12 protein-coding genes are annotated in these 17,041 nt (G+C 72.4%); 8 read left to right on the top strand and 4 right to left on the bottom strand.

Annotation, left to right across the window (positions count from 1 at the left end; translation table 11 throughout):
- Nucleotides 1-1,235 precede the first annotated feature (1,235 nt).
- From C7C46_RS19830 to C7C46_RS19820, 3 genes are all read left to right on the top strand, one after another.
- Nucleotides 1,236-1,676 carry a chromo domain-containing protein gene (locus tag C7C46_RS19830; protein WP_110671208.1) on the top strand — a complete coding sequence of 147 codons (441 nt, stop codon included), beginning with the start codon at nucleotides 1,236-1,238 and terminating at the stop codon, nucleotides 1,674-1,676.
- Between the two features lie 181 nt (nucleotides 1,677-1,857).
- Nucleotides 1,858-2,739, top strand: coding sequence for a peptidoglycan-binding protein (locus C7C46_RS19825; protein ID WP_220040654.1), 882 nt, complete (start codon nucleotides 1,858-1,860; stop codon nucleotides 2,737-2,739).
- 100 nt (nucleotides 2,740-2,839) lie between these two features.
- On the top strand, nucleotides 2,840-3,667 hold the full coding sequence (locus C7C46_RS19820) for a CHAP domain-containing protein (protein WP_110671207.1): 828 nt from the start codon (nucleotides 2,840-2,842) through the stop codon (nucleotides 3,665-3,667).
- Nucleotides 3,668-3,891: 224 nt separating this feature from the next.
- On the opposite strand, the gene C7C46_RS19815 is transcribed toward C7C46_RS19820, so the two are convergent.
- Nucleotides 3,892-4,740: a helix-turn-helix domain-containing protein gene (locus C7C46_RS19815; RefSeq protein ID WP_110671206.1), complete on the bottom strand. Its 849-nt coding sequence runs from the start codon at nucleotides 4,738-4,740 to the stop codon at nucleotides 3,892-3,894.
- A gap of 195 nt (nucleotides 4,741-4,935) precedes the next feature.
- Here C7C46_RS19815 and C7C46_RS19810 point away from each other — a divergent pair, with 195 nt between their 5' ends.
- From C7C46_RS19810 to C7C46_RS19800, 3 genes are all read left to right on the top strand, one after another.
- On the top strand, nucleotides 4,936-6,321 hold the full coding sequence (locus C7C46_RS19810; RefSeq protein WP_110671205.1) for an LCP family protein: 1,386 nt from the start codon (nucleotides 4,936-4,938) through the stop codon (nucleotides 6,319-6,321).
- Nucleotides 6,322-6,391: 70 nt separating this feature from the next.
- Nucleotides 6,392-7,162 carry a thioesterase II family protein gene (locus tag C7C46_RS19805; RefSeq protein WP_110671204.1) on the top strand — a complete coding sequence of 257 codons (771 nt, stop codon included), beginning with the start codon at nucleotides 6,392-6,394 and terminating at the stop codon, nucleotides 7,160-7,162.
- Nucleotides 7,163-7,291: 129 nt separating this feature from the next.
- Nucleotides 7,292-8,332 carry a sphingomyelin phosphodiesterase gene (locus C7C46_RS19800; protein ID WP_110671203.1) on the top strand — a complete coding sequence of 347 codons (1,041 nt, stop codon included), beginning with the start codon at nucleotides 7,292-7,294 and terminating at the stop codon, nucleotides 8,330-8,332.
- 67 nt (nucleotides 8,333-8,399) lie between these two features.
- On the opposite strand, the gene C7C46_RS19795 is transcribed toward C7C46_RS19800, so the two are convergent.
- Nucleotides 8,400-11,267, bottom strand: a complete 2,868-nt coding sequence (locus C7C46_RS19795) for a DEAD/DEAH box helicase (RefSeq protein ID WP_110671202.1) — start codon at nucleotides 11,265-11,267, stop codon at nucleotides 8,400-8,402.
- Between the two features lie 180 nt (nucleotides 11,268-11,447).
- On the opposite strand from C7C46_RS19795, the gene C7C46_RS19790 reads away from it, so the two are divergent.
- Nucleotides 11,448-11,822, top strand: a complete 375-nt coding sequence (locus C7C46_RS19790) for a hypothetical protein (protein WP_110671201.1) — start codon at nucleotides 11,448-11,450, stop codon at nucleotides 11,820-11,822.
- 13 nt (nucleotides 11,823-11,835) lie between these two features.
- Here C7C46_RS19790 and C7C46_RS19785 read toward each other — a convergent pair whose 3' ends face one another.
- Entirely contained in the window at nucleotides 11,836-12,999 is a 1,164-nt protein-coding gene (locus C7C46_RS19785; RefSeq protein ID WP_110671200.1) for an aminotransferase class V-fold PLP-dependent enzyme, read from the bottom strand.
- Nucleotides 13,000-13,033: 34 nt separating this feature from the next.
- Here C7C46_RS19785 and C7C46_RS19780 point away from each other — a divergent pair, with 34 nt between their 5' ends.
- Nucleotides 13,034-15,097: a S9 family peptidase gene (locus C7C46_RS19780; RefSeq protein WP_110671199.1), complete on the top strand. Its 2,064-nt coding sequence runs from the start codon at nucleotides 13,034-13,036 to the stop codon at nucleotides 15,095-15,097.
- Between the two features lie 69 nt (nucleotides 15,098-15,166).
- Here the strand turns inward: C7C46_RS19780 and C7C46_RS19775 are convergent, their stop codons facing one another.
- A complete protein-coding gene (locus tag C7C46_RS19775) occupies nucleotides 15,167-16,936 on the bottom strand; it encodes a glycoside hydrolase family 36 protein (protein ID WP_110671198.1) in 1,770 nt (589 codons plus the stop codon).
- Between the last annotated feature and the right edge of the window lie 105 nt (nucleotides 16,937-17,041).

Here is a 17,041-nt window from a genome sequence, read left to right as displayed (position 1 = left end):
GCAGTCGCAAGTCGACCCTCCCGCCGGCTGCCACATCGACGGCGAACACCTGGGGTGGTTCCAACAGGTCCTCGGGCGCACCGCCGCAGCAGGCCTGGGCGCCTTCGCGCGGTCGGCACGGTGAGCTGCACGGCCGCGAACCGTCGGTGACGGATGGGACGTGCTCCTGTGCATCGTTACAGCTGTGGCTTCCACTCCCTGACGATCCATCAGAAACAGCTTTGCGGCAAGCGGACTCGTCCATGTAGCCGCTGCTCAACTGACTGAAGTCGCCACCGCTGCAGCACAGTTCATTGAGAGGCCGGGCCCAGGGCGACTCCGCGGATGTCTGCTCACGCTCCAGAGCCGGCTGATAGCGGTGCTCGCCGGCCTGGAGGTCGACGTACTCGGCGCAAAAGGCTGCGATCGCGGTCCGGGGCGCGAGGGTTCCGTAGACAAAGGTGATCTGGCACCTAGCTGCCGAGCATCTTGGTGCCACTTCTGAAGCCGTGACATCGCCTTGCCCGGACGGCAAGCTCTACCTCAACAGCGGAAAGCGTCACAAGAACCGGGACGAGCTCCGCGAACCATTCAGGGCAGAGCACTAGCCATGAGACGGGAGAGAACAGTCGTGGCCCATTCGATAGGCATCCCCGCCGCAGGCGGGACCGTCACCACCTCGGGTTTCGACTGGGGCGGCGTCCACGCCGCATCACTCGAACGGAGTTGACCGGATCCCGTGCGCCTGGTCTCGGTGATTCCCATCTTTCCTGACCCCGGTGTCATCGCAGCTGACGGCTGAAATGGTCACCGATCTGATCCGGGTTCACCGCCAACACCATTATCGAGTGGAACACATCTGTACCGCGTCGACCTCCACCGATATTTCATCGCTGCCTCCGCGAACCGAGTTCACGGTTCTCCCGGCAATTTGAGTGCAGTCACAGCGGGAGTTTGAGAACCAGCTGCCGGCCACCGATCGAACCCCGCTGGCTGGACGGACACATGACGTCCATGCCACGGACTCCTCGGCCCCGTCCACCGCTGTCCGCGCGCCCTGACGGGTGCCCTGCCCCGGGTTGCGCCGGCGCCGGCGGGGTGGATCGACGCCGCGTGACCTGCCCCGAACCGGACGCCCCATCAAGGCGGCTCCGCGAAACGGCAGTTCGACGTTTCCGCGAAAGACCTGCTCCACACCCCGGCCGTGGCCGGGGCCGCCTCCGCCATTCCCCTTCCCCGAAAGAAGGCAATCCGCCATGCGCACCTTCGCCAAGCTCGCTGCCGCCGCCGTCCTCGCCGCGCCGCTGCTCCTCGCCGTCTCCGGAACCGCCAACGCCTCTACTCCGAGCGGTTGTTCCAGTGTCACGCAGATCGGCAGCACCGCCTACCTCAACGTCGGCGGCCAGACGATGGCGTCGGTGAAGCAGTACAAGGGCTGCGGCAAGAACTACTCCTACCTGTACGTGTGGGAGGGCTACCGCTCCTCGCACAGCAGCTGGGACGTGTGCGCGGCCATCGTCACCAACGGCGGTCACGACGTCCAGGACCCCATGTGCGACCACAACTCCGTGGAGCTGTGGTCCAGCGGCGCCGCCACCCTGTCGCAGTGCACCCAGGCCCTGGGCTGGACCGGGCTGGGCCCCATTCCCTACATCGCCGACGGCGATGTCGCCGTCAAGACCGACGTCCGCTGCTGACGGCCGGGCCCATGGCGACCGTCGCGGCGTCAGCGACGGTCACAGCGACGGTCACAGCGACCGGCGGAGCTGCTGAGTGCTGCCCGGCCGGGAGTCCTCCATCAAAGTCCTCGCCCCGCCTGCTGCCCGACACGGGACCAGGTCAGGGCTGATCCTCCACCGAACCCGAAGGAACCATCACATGGCATCCGCCACCAAGACCCGTAACGCCGTCACCCGAATGCTCGTGGCCGTCGCCGTCCTGAGCGGCCTGGTGCTGACCACCGCGCAGGCCCACGCGGCAACCCCGTCGGCGGCAACGCCGGCCACGACCGCCACGCTGCCCGCGGTGGACATGGAAGCCACCGTTCTGGCTGCCCAGATCGATCCCCGACGCGCCGACAACACCCTGACCCCCGGAGCCCACGACTCGGTCCTAGCCGTCGAGCAGGCCCTGGAGGCCCGTCACCTCCTGGACGCCCGTTGGGTGGACGGGTACTTCGGCACCACCACCATCACCGCCTACGCCGCCTTCCAGCGCTCCCTCGGCTACACCGGCCTGGACGCCAACGGACTGCCCGGCGCCACCTCCCTCGCCCTGCTCGGCCAGGGCCGGTTCACCGTCACCCACCAGATCGGCCCCGGAGCCAAGCTGCAGCGCGACGGATACACCATCAACACCCGCACCCAGAACATGCTCACGGCAGCCGAGAACATCCTGGGCTTCCACCTCACCCTGTCCCAGGGCTCCTACAACCCCGGCGGTGATCCCACGTCCGCCGGCACGCACGACGGCGGTGGCGTCGTGGACGTCAACATCGACGGGATGTCCACCACCACGCGGACCGATGTCGCCCGAGCCCTGCGCCAGGTCGGATTCGCCGCCTGGGTCCGCAACCCCAGCCAGGGCAACTGGCCGTGGCACATCCACGCGGCAGCGATCAGCGACACCGACCTGTCCACCCAGGCCCAGAACCAGACCGGTGACTACTACCTCGGCTTCAACGGCCTGGCCAACCACGGCGCCGACGACGGCCCCCGCATCCCCATCCAGACCTGGGAGCAGTACCAGCGCACCCACTGAGCGCAGCACTCACTGAGCGCGCGACACCTCCCAAGAACGCCTCAAGCACGCCTCACGCACGCCTCACGCACCCGCAGATGACTCACGAAGAGAGAAGACCATGAAGACCATACGCACCACGCTCGCCGTCGCCGGTACCGCCCTGGCCATGGCCGTTCCCCTGATCGGCGCCAGCTCCTCCCCCGCCTTCGCCGCCTCCCGCGACGGTGTCTGCGACAACGGAGAGTTCTGCTACTACTACAACAGCAACGAGGCCGGCTCGATCTCCGACTTCACCGACTCGGTCAGCAACCTCGGCGACACCGAGCCGACCTGCTACGACTTCAAGGGTTCCGGCGCCGGCCAGGGCCTGTGCGTCAAGAACAACGCCGCGTCGGTGTGGAACCGCACCGGGCACACCGTCCGCGTGTACTTCAACAGCGGCTACGCCGGCGCCAGCCAGGACTTCGCCCCCGGGGCCAAGGGCAACCTCAACAGCACCCTGAAGAACAACGAGGCCTCCCACCAGTTCCTCGGCAGCAGCGGCAGCGGCAACCAGTCCCCCGTCGACGACTTCGACCACGGCACCCGCGGCTTCGCCGCCGACAACTGCACCGCCTTCGCGGCGTACCGCATCGCCAGCCGTCTCGGCGTCCCGACCTTCAGCAACTCCTGGGGCGGCACCACCTGGGGCAACGCCGCCAACTGGGCCAACGCCGCCCGCAGCGCCGGCGTCACCGTCAACACCACCCCGACCGTCGGCGCCATCGCCGTCAACACCGTCCACAACCCGGGCCTCGGCCACGTCGCCTACGTCAACGCCGTGTACTCCGACGGCTCCTACGACGTCGAGGAGTACAACTGGAACAACGGCCTCGCTTACGGCACTCGCACCCACCTGCACGTCGACAACGTGGGGTCCGACTTCCAGTGGATGCTCCACTTCTGAGCAACCACCAGCAGGACATCGGCGCACCCCCGCCACGGACAGCCTGACCGGCGGGGTGATCCGGTGAGCGTGCAGGCCACGGCAGTGTGACGAACACCGCCGGAGCCGCAGCGGTACCCATCGAACGCCCCGTCGGGCAGGCGACCTTCCAAGTCGCCTTCGGCCGACGGGGCTTCGACGCGCCGCGGGCCTGAAGCGCCCGGGGCGGACCAGCTCGGCCGGCGTCAGACCGTCAGCGCGCCCTCCGCGCGGCGGGCCGCCTGCAGGCGGGCCGGGGAGACGCCCGCCAGGACGCGGAACTCCCGGCTCAGGTGGGCCTGGTCCGCGTAGCCGCAGGCGAGGGCGGTGTCCACCAGCTTGCGGTCGCCGCGACCGAGCATCGCGACCGCCCGGTGGAAGCGCAGCACCCGGGCCGAGGCCTTGGGGGCCAGGCCGACCTGTTCGGTGCAGCGGCGCACCAGGTAGCCGTGGCTCCAGCCGACTTCGGCCGCGATGGCGGCGATCGGCAGACTGCCGCCACTGCGCACCAGCAGCTGCCAGGCCCGGCGCACCTCGGCCGCGGGCTCGGGTCCGCCGGCCACCCGGGCCAGCAGTGCGCCGTCCAGCAGGTCGAACCGGGAGCGCCAGTCGGCCGTGGCGGCCAGCCGCTCCACCAGCCGCCCGCCGCCCGGGCCCAGCACGTCGGTCAGCTCGACCGCCCGGTTGGTCAGCTCCCGCATCGGCAGCCCGAACAGCCGGTAGGCGCCGAGCGGGCTGAACTCCACCCGGATCGCCTCCTGCCCGCCCGGGTGCTCCAGCAGCGCGGGCCGGTCCTCCAGCCCCACCACCAGCGAGCCGATCCGCCCGCTGGAGCCGCCGGCCACCCCCATCCGCTCCACCCGGCTGAACGGCGCGGCGAGGTTGAGCACCAGCACCGCGCGCCCACTGGGCACCACCCGCACCTGGTAGGGCGCAGGCGTCGTCTCGAAGTAGCCCGCGTAGCTGCGCAGGTAGGGCCGCAGCCCCGGGTGCCAGGGGCGGCTGACCCGCCACCGGTTCCCCACCCGGGCGACCTCCACGTCTGCCCCGGTCATGACACCTTCTCCCACCCAGAGCCCCATCGGTCCCCCTCCCCCTCGGTGTGCGCCAGGCTACCGGCAACCCACCGCCGCCGTTCTCACCCGCGCGGCCCGTGACCTCCCTCACATTCGGCCGAACTTCTGTGCCCTTTCCAGGGGTTCGCGCGTCAAAGCTTCGTGGGCAGTGAGACGGGGACGGACGGGGGCGGGATGACGGGCAGTCAGGGGCACGGTCGGCTTGGCGCGGCGGGGGGCGGACGCGAGCCCGGCCGACGGCTGCGGGCGGTCCGGGCGGCCGGGCGCTCGATGGCCTGCCTGGCCGGCGGCTCGGTGCTCGTGGTCAGCGCGTTCTCCTGGTACACCTACCGCGACCTGAAGTCCGGCATGACCACCTCGCACGCGATCGAGCAGGTGCAGCAGGCCGCCGCGGCCGACGGCGGCGCGCCGCCGCACCTGGACAAGTCGGTGAACCTGCTGCTGATCGGCCTGGACAGCCGGCGCGACCAGGACGGCAAGGACCTGCCCCGGGAGTTCGTCGCGGACGAGCTGAACGCCGGCAACAGCGAGATCGGCGGGTACAACACCAACACCCTGATCCTGATGCACATCCCGGCCGACGGCGGCACGGTGCAGGCCTTCTCGATCCCGCGCGACGACTACGTGGACCTGGTCAACGTGCCCGGCGGCCACCCGCTCGGCAAGGGCAAGATCAAGGAGGCCTACGACCAGGCCAAGTACTACGCCGAGCAGCAGCTGTCCCGGACCTACTCGGGCGCCGAACTGGAGCACCGGGGCCGCGACGCGGGCCGCGCGGCCACCCTGCTGACCGTGCAGAAGCTGCTCGACGTACCGATCGACCACTTCGCCGAGCTGAACCTCAAGGGCTTCTACGACGTGGCCAAGGTGCTGCAGCCGATCACCGTCTGCCTGAAGAAGGACGCCGCCGACCCCACCTTCGCCCGTACCGCGCGCACCCCGGGCGGCGGCTCCGGCTTCCACGGCACCAAGGGCGTCAACCAGCTCGACGCCTCGATGGCGCTGGCCTTCGTGCGCCAGCGGCACAACCTGCCCAACGGCGACCTGGACCGGACCCACCGTCAGCAGGCTTTCCTGGCCTCGGTCACCACCAAGCTGAAGCAGCAGGGCTTCTTCGACGACCTGGGCCGGCTGCGGGGCCTGCTGGACGCGGTCAAGCAGGACGTGGTGCTCGACGACCAGTGGGACATCCTCGACTTCGCCCAGCAGGCCACCAACCTGACCGGCGGGCACACCGAGTTCCGCACGCTGCCGATCGTGCGCTACGCGAGCCTGCCGAGTGCCGGGGACGTGAACATCGTGGACGAGGCGGCGATCCGGGCGACGGTGCGTCAGGTGTTCCAGGGCGGCCGGCCGGCCGCCTCCCCGGGCCCGTCGGACCAGCCCGCCGAGAGCGCGACCCCGGACCAGGCCCAGACCCCCACCCCGAGCCAGGCCCGGACCCCGGATTCCACCCCTACCCCGACACCGGACCAGTCCGCCAGCAGCACCCCGGCCGCGGACGAGGACCGGTCCGCCGGGGACTCCGTGGCGGGCGGCGCCATCCCCTGCGTCTACTGAGTGGCTTCCCAGTGGGCGGAGTTAGACTCCCCGAGCCCACCGTGCCCGCCGAACGGAGCTCCGCCGCACCATGACCGCCTACCCCGAGCTCACCCCCGCCTCCTGGGTCCGCCCACTGCGCAGCGTGGCGCGCCCCCGGCTGCGGCTCTTCCTGTTCCACCCGGCCGGCGCCGGCCCGCTGCTCTACCGGGACTGGCCGGACCGGCTGCCGGCCGACCTGGACCTGTGGGCGGTCCAACTGCCGGGCCGCGAGGCGCGCTTCGCCGAGCCGCTGCTGACCGACTACCAGCAGGCGGTGGACCAGCTGGCGGTGGCGCTGCGGCCCTACCTGGACCGGCCGTACGCGTTCTTCGGCCACAGCATGGGCGCGCTGCTGGCGCACGGGGTCGCGGTGGCCGGGCGGCAGCACGGTGACCGGGCGCCGGAGCGGGTGCTGTTCAGCGGTTGCCCGGGCCCGGGCTCGCCGGCCCGCCCGGACCGGTCCGCGCTGACCGACGCCGAGCTGGTGGCGGAGCTGCGGCGGATGGGCGGCACCCCGGAGGAGGTGCTCGCCGAGCCCGACCTGCTGGAGCTGCTGCTGCCGATCCTGCGCGCCGACTTCGCGGTGGTCTCCTCGGCCCGGCGCCCCGAGGGCCCGCTGCTGGACTGCCCGGTCACCATGCTGGGCGGCACCGAGGACACCGTCACGGTCGAGGAGCTGGAGCGCTGGCGGACCGTCAGCACCGGGCCAGGCTCGCTGCACGTGTTCCCGGGCGGGCACTTCTACCTGACCGGCGACTCGGCGCCCGAGGTGCTGGCCACCATCGCCGACGAGCTCGCGCACGGGGCGCTGGACGACTGAGCACACCCAGAAGGTTGTACAGCCATCTTCCTGCTGTTCGTTCGGATGTACCCGCGGGTAGCTACGGTTTCCGGCGGTCCGTCGCTCCGCGTCGGACCATCATCTGATTCCGTCTCAGGAGTACCCTCCATGACTCTGCGCCGTACTGCCGCCGCACTCGGCTCGGCCGTCGTTGCGTCCGCGCTGCTCAGCGGCACGGCCGTCGCTGCCGCCACCCCCGCCTCCGCGGCCGGCGGCTCGACCCTGTCGGTCCTGGCCTGGAACGTCGACCTCGGCACCGCCGCCGTCGACTGGAGCCAGAACGAGCAGGCCTCGACCCGCACCCCCGTGGTCGAGTCAATCATCCGTCAGCACAACGACGACGTGGTCGTGCTGGACGAGCTGTTCAACCACACGTCGACCGACGACATCGTCGCCAAGCTCGCCGACCTGTACCCGTACCACACTCCCGTGGTGGGCCAGACCTGCTCGGGCGGCGGCTGGAACGGCATCAGCGGCAACTGCTCCAACTCCTGGTTCGTGATCAACGGCGGGACGATGATCCTGTCGAAGTACCCGATCGCGGCCCAGTACGCCCACGTCTACACCGCGTCCACCAGCGGCACCTGGGACTACAACGCCAACAAGGGCGCCGTGCTGGCCAAGATCAACAAGGGCGGCGTGCAGACCTGGGTGGCCGGCACCCACCTGCAGGCCGACCAGGACGGCACCTCCACCAACACCACCCAGGCCACCCGGCTGGCCCAGCTGGGCGAGGTCAAGTCCTGGGTGAACGGCATCGTGGGCAGCTCCGCCCCGGTGCTGTTCGGCGGCGACCTGAACGTGGAGTACTACCACGGGCAGTCCCGCGGCGACTACGCCAACGCGCAGGCCGCGGTCGGCGGCGTGCTCGGCACCCCCGCGCTCGACCCGGCCCAGACGCTGACCACGATGGACTGCACCGTCTCGGCCTGGTGCCAGTACATGGCGGGCGTGGAGACCTTCCCGGCGGACTACCGGGACGACCTGGACTACCTCGGCTACCTGAACGCGCCGGGCCGCCCCGCCCCGGTCGCGCTGCCCAAGGTGACGGCCGACCTGGACCCGCAGGCGGGCTGGACCGCCGGCCTGCTGGACACCAGGTCGCCCAGCGACCACTACCCGGTCGAGGCCACCTTCCAGCTGGGCTGACGCCCGGTCAGGGTCGGCCCCGGGGGACCGCGGTCCCCCGGGGCCGACCCGTCGCAGCGGTACCGGCTCAGGCCACCGACGAGTAGGCGATGATGCCGCGCCGCAGCGCGTCCACCGCCTTGCGGGCGGTGCTGCGCAGCTGCGGGTCCTCGGCCGCCGCGTCCTGGATCTGGCCGAGCACGTCGATCAGCTGCTTGGTCCACCGGACGAAGTCGCCGGCCGGCATCTCGGCGTCCCGCAGCACCTGGTCCAGGCTGTGGCCCAGCGCCCAGCGGTAGGCGGCCCAGGCGAACCCGAGGTCCGGCTCGCGCTGGCCGACGCCCTCCGCGGTGTTGATCCGGTGCTGCTCCTCCAACGCGTCCAGGTGGCCCCAGATCCGCACCATCCGGCCCATCGCGTCCTTGGCCTTGCCCTCGGGCAGCCTGGGCGAGGCCGCGTCGTCCGCCTGCCGCGCCTCGTACACCAGGGCCGAGGCGCAGGCCGCGAGTTCGGCGGCGGCCAGGTCGTCCCAGACGCCCTCGCGGATGCACTCGGAGGCCAGCAGGTCCAGCTCGCCGTAGAGCCGGCCGAGCCGCTTGCCGTCGTCCGTCACGGTGTCGCCATGGAGGTAGCCCAGGTCGGTGAGCAGCCCGCACACCCGGTCGAAGGTGCGCGCGATGGTGTGGGTGCGCGAGCGCATCTTGCGCTCCAGCACGTCGGTGTCCCGGTGCAGGCGGTGGTACCGCTCGGCCCACCGGGCGTGGTCCTCGCGCTCGGCGCACCCGTGGCAGGGGTGGGCCCGCAGCGCGGTGCGCAGCCGGGCCAGCTCCGGGTCGTCGGCCGCGGCCGCGCGGGACTTGTGGTACCGCTCCGGCTCCAGGTGGCCGGCCTTGGTGCGCAGCGCGGAGGCCAGGTCGCGCCGGGACTGCGGGGAGCGCGGGTTGAAGGACTTGGGGATCCGCACCCGGTCGAGCGCCGTCACGGGGTGCGGGAAGTCGATCATCGCCAGCCGCTTGACCTGCCGCTCGGCGGTGAGCACCACCGGGCGCGGCCCGTCCTGGAAGTCCGGGTGGCGCGGGCCGCCGCGCGGGGAGCGGCTGACCGGCGGCAGGCCCGGGTCCAGCACCAGCGCCAGCCCGGCGAACTTGCCGGTCGGCACATGGATCACGTCGCCCGGCCTGAGCGCCTCGATCGACTCGACCGCGGCGGCCCGGCGCTGGCTGCTGCCCTCGCGGGCCAGCTCGTTCTCCCGGTCCTTGAGCTTGCGGCGCAGCTCCATGTACTCGGTGAAGTCACCGAGGTGACAGGTCATCGCCTCCTGGTAGCCGGCCAGGCCCTCCTCGTTCTTCTGCACCTGGCGGGCCACCCCGACCACCGAGCGGTCGGCCTGGAACTGCGCGAACGACGTCTCGAGCAGCTCGCGCGAGCGGTGCCGGCCGAACTGGGCGACCAGGTTGACCGCCATGTTGTAGGACGGCCGGAACGAGGACCGCAGCGGGTAGGTGCGGGTGCCGGCCAGGCCGGCCAGCGCCTCCGGGTCGAGCCCGCGCTGCCAGAGCACCACGGCGTGGCCCTCGACGTCGATGCCGCGGCGCCCGGCCCGGCCGGTGAGCTGGGTGTACTCACCGGGGGTGATGTCGGCGTGCGCCTCGCCGTTCCACTTGACCAGCTTCTCCATGACCACCGAGCGGGCCGGCATGTTGATGCCGAGGGCCAGCGTCTCGGTGGCGAAGACCACCTTGATCAGGCCGCGCAGGAAGAGCTCCTCGACGACCTCCTTGAACCGCGGCAGCATCCCGGCGTGGTGGGCGGCGACGCCGCGCTCCAGCGCGTCCAGCCACTCGAAGTAGCCGAGCACGTGCAGGTCCTCGTCCGGGATGGCCGCGCAGCGGTCCTCCACGATCGAGCGCACCTGCAGCCGCTCGTTCTCCCCGTTCAGCCGCAGGCCGGAGTGGAGCACCTGCTGCACGGCGGCCTCGCAGCCGGCCCGGCTGAAGATGAAGGTGATCGCGGGCAGCAGGCCCTCGGCGTCCAGCCGCTCGATCACGTCCGCCCGGCCCGGGGTCCAGACCCGGCTGGGCCGGCCGTTCGGCAGCGAGCGGCCGCGGCCGCGGCCGGCGAACCGCGGGTTGCGGTCGGCCTCGGAGCGGGCCAGCCGGACCAGCTCGGGGTTGACCGCCTTGGCGGGGTTCTTCTGGTTGCCCTTGGGGCGCCCGTCCACGTCCGGGTTGGAGAAGAGGTCGTACATCCGGTTGCCGGCCATCACGTGCTGCCACAGCGGCACCGGGCGGTGCTCGGCGACGATCACCTTGGTGCCGCCGCGCACGGTGTCCAGCCAGTCGCCGAACTCCTCGGCGTTGGAGACGGTGGCGGAGAGCGAGACCAGGGTGACGGACTCGGGCAGGTGGATGATCACCTCCTCCCAGACCGCGCCGCGGAACCGGTCGGCGAGGTAGTGCACCTCGTCCATCACCACGTAGCCGAGGCCGCCGAGGGTCTGCGAACCGGCGTAGAGCATGTTGCGCAGCACCTCGGTGGTCATCACCACCACGGGGGCGTCGCCGTTGACCGAGTTGTCGCCGGTGAGCAGGCCGACCTTGTCAGCGCCGTAGCGCTTGACCAGGTCGGCGTACTTCTGGTTGGAGAGCGCCTTGATCGGCGTGGTGTAGAAGCACTTGCGCCCGGCGGCCAGCGCCAGGTGCACGGCGAACTCGCCCACGATGGTCTTGCCCGAGCCGGTGGGCGCGGCGACCAGCACGCCCTCGCCACCCTCCAGGGCCTGGCAGGCCTCCAACTGGAACGCGTCCAGCGGGAAGTCGTACAACTGCCGGAAGCCGTACAGCGCCGTGGCCTGCTCCTGGCTGCGGCGACGCGCGGCGGCATAGGCCTCGGCGGGGCTGATCTCGTCCTCGGACAGGGCGCTGCTCCTGGTCTGGGGGTCCTGCTGCTGTGTCATCTCAGCCTGAGGTTACCCGGCAGCACCGACATTGATCGCACCGTTTTCCCCGTTCTACCGCAGTCAGGACCGGTCGCTTGCGATCCTTGGCGGTCGACTTCGCACAGCTGTGATCATTCGTCAACCCACCGTGACCGCGCTGCCTACAGTCGTGGCAATCCCACCGATTGGAGCTGTGCAATGGCGAACCTGGAGACCTCCCTCAAGGAAGCGATGACCATCGAAGGGGCGGTCGGGGTGGCCCTGGTCGACTACGGCAGCGGCATGGCGCTGGGTTCGCTCGGCGGCGAGGGCGAGCTGGACCTGAACGTGGCCGCGGCCGGGAACACGGACGTGGTGCGGGCCAAGATGCGCACCATGGAGCTGCTCAACCTGCACGACAACGAGATCGAGGACATCCTGATCACCCTCACCGGGCAGTACCACCTGATCCGGCCGCTGACCAAGCAGACCGGCCGGGGGCTCTTCCTCTACCTGGCGCTGAACCGCGGCCGGGCCAACCTGGCGATGGCCCGGCACCAGCTGCGGACGATCGAAGCGGTACTGGAGATCTGACGGCTCGCCGCACTCAGGATCCGAGCACTCCCCGGAGCCCCTCGGCCAGCCGCTCGTACTCCGCGGGGCGGTTGTAGACCTGGGCGCTGATCCGCAGCACCCCGCCCCCGGCCCACGGCCGCACCGCGATCCTGGTCCCCAACTGCTCCAGCACCGCCGCCATCAGCGGCCGCACCTGCTCCTCGCGCTCGGCCGTGCCCGCGGGCAGCCGCACCGCGCGCATCGACACCCCGGGCGAGGCCGGCAGGGCGACCAGGCCCGCCCGCTCCACCAGCAGCGCCTGCCCGTAGGCGGCCAGCCGCTCGTTGTGCTCGCGCACCCGGGACACGCCCAGCCGGGCCAGCAGCGCCAGGCCCGCCGGTGCGGCCAGCCAGCCGGTGTAGTCCGCCGTCCCGCGCCACTCCACGTTGCCCGGGTAGCCGCCCTCGTGCTCCCAGGAGTAGGTCAGCGGCCGCACCCGCGCGCGCCACTTCGGGGCCACCGCCAGCACCGCGGTCGGGCGCGGCGCGAAGGCCCACTTGTGCAGGTTCCCGAACCAGAAGTCGGGCCCGCCGACTTCCTGGTCCAGCTGGGAGTCCAGGTGGGAGTCGAGCATGCCGGGCGCGTGGGCGGCGTCCACCAGGGTGATCACGCCGCGAGCGGCCAGCGCGGCCACCAGCTCCCGGGTGGCGAACTCGCGCGCGGTGGGCGAGGTGATCCGGTCCAGGACCACCGCCCGGGTGCTCGGGCCCAGCGCCGCCAGCACCGCCGCGCCCGGGTCGACCGCGTCCAGCGCGACCGGGACGGTGCGCATCGTCGCCCCGCACTCGGCGGCCCGGCGCTCGACGGCCCGGTTGACCACCCCGTACCCGTGGTCGGTGACCAGGATCTCCTCGCCGGGCCCGAACGGGATGCTGTCCAGCGCGACCGCCACGGCCTCGGTGACGTTGCTCAGCAGGGCCAGCCCCGCCGGGTCGGCGCCGAGCAGCGGGGCGATCGCGGCGCGGGTCTGCGCGATCCGCCCGGGCAGCTGGAGGAAGAACCCGTCCGGGTCCGCCTCCTGCTCGGCGCGCAGCGCCGCCTGGGCCTGCCGCACCTCGTCGGGCACCGCGCCGTAGGAGCCGTGGTTGAGGTGGGCCACCGCCGGGTCCAGGGCGAACAGCTCGGCGGCTCCGGGAATCGGGTCCGGCAGATCCATTGAAGTGTGACATTTCACACCGCATACTCTACCGGTGACCGATCTCGATGAACAGTTTCTCGCGCTCAGTGCCGCCAGCGGAAGGTTCAGCTACGGTGCGCCGCGCGCCTTCAGCTTCGCCGCCGACGGCTCCCGCCTCCTCTTCCTGCGCTCGGCCGGGCCGCGCGACCCCTTCGACCGGCTCTGGGAGCTGGACCCGGCCACCGGCCAGGAGCGCCTGCTGGCCGACCCCACCGCGCTGGTCACGGGCCGCACCGGCGACCGGGACGAACTGCCGGTGCTGGAACGCCGGCTGCGCGAGCGCAGCCGGCTGGTCGCCCGCGGCATCGGCAGCTTCGCCGCCACGCCGGACGCGCGGACCGCCGTCTTCGCGCTGGACGGGCGGCTGTTCCGGGTCGCGGACGGCGCCGCCGAGGAACTGCCCACGGCCGGACCCGCCTTCGATCCGCAGCCGAGCCCCGACGGCTCGGTGGTGGCCTACGTGACCGCCGACGCGCTGCACCTGACCGGCCGGGACGAACCGCTCAGCCCCGCCGACGGCGCGCGCTGGGGCGTGGCGGAGTTCGCCGCCGCCGAGGAGCTCAACCGCCACCACGGGCACTGGTGGGCGCCGGACGGCCGGTCGGTGCTGGCCGCCCGGGTCGACGAGTCGGCCCTGCCGCTGCGCTGGTTCGCCGACGCCGCCCACCCCGAGCGCCCCGCCGAGTCCTTCGCCTACCCCCTGGTGGGCGGGGCCAACGCGGACGTCCAGCTCTGGGTGCTCGGCCTGGACGGCGGCCGGGTCCGCCTGGACTGGGACGCCGAGCGCCACCCGTACCTCTGCGCCGCCGAGTGGGACCGCGCCGACGAGATCCTGCTCACCGTCGCCGACCGGCTGCAGCAGACGGTGCTGCTGCTGAGCGCCGACCCCCGGACCGGCAAGACCGTCGAACTCTCCCGTACCCGCGACGAGTTCTGGGTGGACGACGTGCCCGGCACGCCCGCCCGGCTGACCGGGGGCCGACTGCTCACCGCCACCGACACGGCCGACGGCGCGGCGCGCGGGCTGGCGGTGGACGGGCGGGTGGTGACCCCGTCCACGCTCCAGGTGCGGCGGGTGGTCGGGCGGTTGGGCGAGAAGCTGCTGATCGAGGCCGGCCAGGGGGACCCGGCGGACCAGCAGGTCTTCGCCCTCGACCCGGCGGACGGCACGCTCGAGGAGCTCAGCGAGGGTCCCGGCGTGCACGCGGCGCTGGCCGGCGGGGCGCACGTGCTGCTGGTCTCCGCGACCCCCGAGGGGATCCGCCGCCGGATCCTCGGCACCGGGATCGAACTCGCCGACCTCGCCGAGCCGTTCCCCTACCTGGTGCGCCCGAAGCTGGCCCGGGTCACCGAACTGGGCCTGCCCACGGCCGTGGTGTACCCCCGCGCGCACGTGGCCGGGCGCAAGCTTCCGGTGCTGCTGGACGTCTACGGCGGGCCCGGTTACCAGGCGGTGGCCAACGAGCCGCGGCGCTGGCAGCTGCGGCAGTGGTGGGCCGACCAGGGCTTCGCGGTGGTGACCACGGACAACCGGGGGACGCCGTTCGTGTCGCCGTCCTTCACCCGGGCCATGTTCCGGGGCTTCTCCAAGGTCACCCTGGAGGACCAGGTGGCAGCCCTGCACGCGCTGGCCGAGCGGGAGCCGGACCTGGACCTGGCCCGGGTCGGGGTCCGCGGCTGGTCGTACGGCGGGTACTTCGCCGCGATGGCGGTGCTGCGACGCCCGGACGTGTTCCACGCGGCCTCGGCCGGGGCCGGACCCACGGACTTCCGGTGCTACGACACCGCCTACACGGAGCGGTACCTCGGCCTGCCGGCCGAGAACGCGGCCGGCTACCTGGCGGACTGCCTGCTGCCTGATGCTCCGTCACTCTCTCGGCCGCTGCTGCTGATCCACGGCCTGGCGGACGACAACGTGCACCCCTCGCACACGCTGCGGCTGTCGCAGGCCCTGCACCGGGCGGGCCGCCCGCACAACCTGCTCGCACTCCCGGGCATCACCCACCTGACCCCGTACGGGGCGAACGAGCGCATCGTGAGCGCCGAACTCGCGTTCCTGCGGGAGGCCTTGGGCTGACGGCGCCCCGCGGGCGGGCCCGTCCCCGCAGGGGAGGCGGGCCCGCCCGCGCGAGGCCATGCCGCCCCCCTACCGCGTCAGCGTCAGCAACCCGCCCCGGGGGACCCGGACCTGGAGGGTGTCGCTCCGGACCGTGGTGCGGGTCAGGGTGGCTCCGGTCGGGTCCTGGACCAGGAGGGTGGTGGGGCCGAGCGGCTGCGGGAAGCCGAGGTGCACCAGGGGGTCCGGGTCCGCGTTCGCCACCAGGAGCAGGCTCCAGTCCCCGTCCCCCGCGATCGGCACCGGCCCGTACCGCCCGTACGCCCGCTGCGCCCCGAGCGAGGCGGACAGCAGCGGGTACCCGAGGTCCGGTCGGTGCGCGCGGAACTCGCCCTTCTGCAACAGGTCCACGTACTGCCGGCTGACGGAAAGCCAGAACCGCAGGGCGGCCAACTGCTCCTCGCGCTGCACACCCAGGTCCACCGAGACCTGCACGGTGGCGAACAGCACGTTCTGGATCAGCGCCGCGATCCCGGCCGGCGACTCCGCGGGATGCCAGGTCAGCGGGTCCGCGTGCACGGCCAGTGGCCCGGCGGTCAGCCGCAGGTCGGCGGTGCGCTGGCGGTTCTCGGCCGCGTTGTGCGGGCAGTCGGTGGCCCGCACCATGGTCGCGTAGGGCCACAACCCGGGACCCACGTACGGCTGCCGGTGCTCGATCAGCAGGCCGGGCGGCAGCGCCCTGGCCAGCTCGGCGAGCAGCTGCCGGATCGCCGCCGCGTCCCCGCCGTAGCGCGCGAAGGTGTCGACGAAGTCCACCTTCAGGCCGTCCAACCCGTACTCCTCGACCAGGACGGCCAGCCGCGCCACCAGGTGCGCCCGCACCCCGGGTACCGCGGGGTCGAGCACCGAGGTCTCCAACTCCTCGCGGTACTCAAGCCGTTGCTTCCCGAACCGCTGTCCGGCCGCGCTCCGGTCGCCGGCGAACGGCGGGGCGCACCACAGCAGATAGGCGAGGCCCAGCCCCTGCACCCCTGCCACGTGCGCGGCGAAGTCCGGGAAGGCGGGCTCCCAGTCGCCGGTGGTGGCGTAGGAGCGGGAGGTCTCCGCCGTCTGCCATCCGTCGTCCACGATCAGCCCGGTGAACCCGAGCGGCGCGGCCAGCGCGGCCAGCCGCTCCACCTCCCCGGCGGTGATCTCCAGGTGCCGCGCGTACCAGGTGCAGAAGACCGGCTCGAAGGCACCGGCCGGCACCTCGATCGCCGACCCGTGCGACGAGGCCCACCACCGGGCCATCTCCTGCACCGCATCGCTGAACTGACGGCCACTCAGATCCAGCCGCAGCAGCAGCTCCCCCTCCTGCTCCACCCAGCAGGCGAAGTCCCCGGTCTCCTCGACCGTGCCCTCCCCGATGCTGACCGGCAGCACCCGCTCGGCCACCGCGTAGCCGACCAGCGCGGCGTCGCCGGCGCCGACCAGGCAGCCGACCGGCACGCCCTGGGCGAAGGAGGCGACCCGCGGCCGGCTCCAGGACGGCGGCAACCAGCGGGCATCGGTGTCGGGCCGCCACAACGCGGTGGCCCCGGCGCAGGGCAGGCGCCACTCGACCCGCACCCGCGCGGGGTCGGCATCCACCGCGCCGAGCGGCGCGACCGCGATCAGCCACACCCCGGGTCCGGCCGGCGAGACCTCCACCCGCAGGTCCGCGGCCCCGATCGCGGTCGCCCGCACCCGCAGACCGGCCACCGTCCCGGACGCCGCCTCCGCGTCCGACACCGCCACCGCCACCGGCAGCGCCACCTCGCGGCTGGTCTCGGTCCGCCCCGAGGGCGGCGCACTGCCGTCCCAACTCAGCGTTGCCACGCACTCGTTCCTCTCCGCACAGCACTTGGACCCGGTCGGGTGCAGTCCTCGCAGGGTTCCCCACTGCACCCGACCGGGAGTCGATGCGGCCGCCGGGCGACCCCG

Source organism: Streptomyces tateyamensis, from assembly GCF_003205575.1.
Taxonomy (GTDB): Bacteria; Actinomycetota; Actinomycetes; order Streptomycetales; family Streptomycetaceae; genus Kitasatospora; species Kitasatospora tateyamensis.
Note: the sequence above shows the minus strand (reverse complement) of the source record. Positions and strands in the feature narration are given on the sequence as shown.